Source organism: Mycobacterium sp., from assembly GCF_049280035.1.
Classification (GTDB): Bacteria; Actinomycetota; Actinomycetes; order Mycobacteriales; family Mycobacteriaceae; genus Mycobacterium.
Genome location: NZ_JBAPPI010000673.1, coordinates 1 through 2,806, shown reverse-complemented (window position 1 = coordinate 2,806; position 2,806 = coordinate 1). Strand labels below are relative to the sequence as shown.

4 protein-coding genes are annotated in these 2,806 nt (G+C 63.5%); all 4 read right to left on the bottom strand.

Annotated elements, in window-relative coordinates; genetic code table 11:
- Window positions 1-195: 195 nt before the first annotated feature.
- Window positions 196-1,032: an ESX secretion-associated protein EspG gene (locus WAN71_RS21660; RefSeq protein WP_422227296.1), complete on the bottom strand. Its 837-nt coding sequence runs from the start codon at window positions 1,030-1,032 to the stop codon at window positions 196-198.
- A 69-nt stretch (window positions 1,033-1,101) separates the two neighbouring features.
- Window positions 1,102-1,395, bottom strand: a complete 294-nt coding sequence (locus WAN71_RS21655) for a WXG100 family type VII secretion target (RefSeq protein ID WP_422227295.1) — start codon at window positions 1,393-1,395, stop codon at window positions 1,102-1,104.
- Between the two features lie 50 nt (window positions 1,396-1,445).
- Window positions 1,446-1,772: a hypothetical protein gene (locus tag WAN71_RS21650; protein ID WP_422227294.1), complete on the bottom strand. Its 327-nt coding sequence runs from the start codon at window positions 1,770-1,772 to the stop codon at window positions 1,446-1,448.
- Between the two features lie 112 nt (window positions 1,773-1,884).
- Window positions 1,885-2,806: hypothetical protein (locus tag WAN71_RS21645; RefSeq protein WP_422227293.1), on the bottom strand; the 922-nt coding region annotated here is incomplete at its 5' end.

Genomic DNA, 2,806 nt, shown 5'->3' with positions numbered 1-2,806 from the left:
AGCCTGATCCGGGCGGAATTTTGCGCGGTGCGACCATATCGGAGATGCGCAATGTTCCCGAAACCGAGTCCGGGTGCTGCGGGCGCGAAGCGGCAGGTTGCCTCGGCGATTGCCTACCTTGCTCCGTTGAATTCGCTGGCGCGTTCCACGGATTTGTCACGATGCCGATGCTAACATGCGCGCCGTACCCCTCACTTACACAACCTTTCGGTAGGAAAACCATTCCTCATTGGCGGGGAGGCGGCGCATCATCCGGCTCACCGCGGTAGCGATGTTGCTCGCGGTCCCGGGGGCGACGACCATCCATTTCTTGCCCGACGATGGGACGTGCTCGGCAACGAGTCTCCCTTCGGGGGTGTCGATTATGGTCACCACGCTCTGCTCGATCTGCGTCCTTGTTGGCCGGCCCGTCTCCACACCGGACTGCAGCGCCACGATCGAGGCTTGTGCCGACCGCCGCGGATCGGTCGCCATCATGAGCATCTGCAGTTGATCGCCGTCCAGGCGTCGGCTCGACAGGAAGGAACGCAGCGTCTCTTCACTGGTCGCGGTCGACAGCAGTGCGTCGGCGTCAAGCGTCACGGGTCGCAGCGGTGCGGGAGAGTTCGATCCACACAATCGCTCAATCTCATGAGCGATGACGGCGCTGGCTGTGCCCTCCGCGGTGGAGGTTCCGGCGCCACTGATGCGGACCAGTTCTTCCGCGCGTTCCAGGATTACCCACCATTGGGCGAACCGCGCGAGAATCGCCACAGCCGGGTTATCCGTCGTATCCGGTGTCCGCACATGGATCACCAACCCGACATCGCGGCGGGCGAGCACGGTGAGCCATTCCACAACAGTGGGGTCAACGGCCCCCGACTCGTCAATGACGCCCGCCGCTCGCAACTCGGCGGCGATTGGATGTGCCAGCGCGAGCAGCGGCGTCTCGACGCTCGGCAAGATGGGCCGGAAGCCCAACTCCGGGGCCAATGTCTCGATACCGGTAAGCACCTGCAACGCCCAAAGGCCGTCTACCGTCGTGGTTAACATGTCGTCTTCCCACTAAACCACTGGGGGCGCACGCGCGCCCGCGTGCGCCCCAGCTTGGGTTACCGACGTTTAGGCGCCGTGAATCCCGCTGGCCAGATGAATGTCGGTATTCATGGCGTTTTCGGTCACTGCCCCATGAGTGTTGCCGAAGTGCGTGACGACGTCGCTGAAGTGCGCCAGGGACAAGTTGACCTGCGCCAGCCCCGTTTGCCAGGCGTCCGAGTGCCTCCCGAGATGCCCCTCGGATAGCACCGAAGCGAGGTTTCTCAGGTCGTCGTGGAGTTGTGTCAGCGATGCTGCCGTATTGCCCAGCGTGGTGTGGTAATCGGCAAGGTGACCGTAGTGGTAGGTGATTTCGCTCATTTGCTTGTTTCTCCCTTGTTGAACGAGCCGGTTAGTCGAGCTCTGGCCGGTTAGACAGATTGGACTCCGTCGAGGCCGACACTGTTCATCAGCTGCGCCCCGTCTTCTGCCTGCTGGTGCCAGGCCGACGCCGCGATCCCAAGGTTGTCCCCCAGGGAGGTGAGGCTGTTTATCAGTTGTTGCCCGGCTTGGGTGATCTCAGCCGCTTTGGCCGCCGACGCGAGCGCGGTGCCGCCGCTGAATATCGACGGGGTCATAAGCCCATCATTTGCGTGTTGTGCCTGCATGACAACCGCGTGCGTGTCATCCATCATCGACTGGATCTTCGACTGAACTCGTTGCAGTTCCTCCACCGGAACTTGTGTCGACGGGTCCATCTACTTCTCCTTCATTTTCATTTTGACGTTGGCGCCCTGATCCGGGTATGGACCAGAGTCTAAGCGCTGCGCAGGGGCTGTCACTTCACCTTTTTGCGGGCTGTGGACCTGGCTAGGCATCCTGCGGTTCCATCTGTGATTCGCGGTCGACGACGATGCGCGCGTGCGTCACCCGATCCTTGTCCGAGCCGGCGCCTTCCCGGCCCAACATCCCAGCGGTCGCGGGCGACATCGGCATCGGCCCACCGCCCATTCCACCTGAAGTGGCTGGTCCGCGCAGCTCGGCGGCGTTCAGCACGCCGCCTGGCTTGAGCCCGGTTGCCCGTCCTCCGACCATCTCGGGTTCGAAGGTACTGGTGGGCCGGGTGAAGCTGGTCAAGCCTGTAGCGCTCGAGCCGATGCCACCCGCACCGCCGCCCGCGCCTAGACCTCCGGCCGCACCGCCGCCGCCGGCCCCGAACGATGCACTCACGGCCTCCGCGGTGCCGGCTTCAGCGGCCAACGCGTTCTGCGGCGACGCTGACGTCAATGCGCCCATCAGTGGCTGTATCGAGCTCGATAGGCCCTGGGCGCCTTGCTCTGGAAGACTGGCGACTTGCTGGAACGGTTGGGTCACACCCGACAACAGGCCCTGCGCCGGTCCCATGAAGCTGCTGAGCTGATCCCCCATGCCGGCGGCCGGCGAAGCTGTTTCACCCGCCACATCGCCGACCGTTGACGGAGCTTGCGTCGCGGTGTCTGCCGCCGCCTGCGCTACATCGGCCGGGGCGTTGGCGATCGCGGATGATGCCCCTGCCGGGGTGATAGGCGGTGGTGTGCTTCCTATCGCCCCGACCAGGGTATTCAGGACGTTGGCCCGCGCAACACCAACGCTCGTATTCTGGCCCCAGTATTCGGTGTACTCACCCTGTAACTCCGTGATTCTCGGCGTAAGCATGCCGAAAAAGTTGATGCCGTTGTCGAAATCAAACTCGGCGCGGTTGCCCGTGCAAAGTACGGAAGGTATGACCGCCGACCTGGCAACGGTGTCAGCC

Bases quoted from the DNA above. Each gene is read 5' to 3' on its own strand.
- WAN71_RS21660 (WP_422227296.1), bottom strand. From the start codon at position 1,032: ATGTTAACCACGACGGTAGACGGCCTTTGGGCGTTGCAGGTGCTTACC.
- WAN71_RS21655 (WP_422227295.1), bottom strand. From the start codon at position 1,395: ATGAGCGAAATCACCTACCACTACGGTCACCTTGCCGATTACCACACC.
- WAN71_RS21650 (WP_422227294.1), bottom strand. From the start codon at position 1,772: ATGGACCCGTCGACACAAGTTCCGGTGGAGGAACTGCAACGAGTTCAG.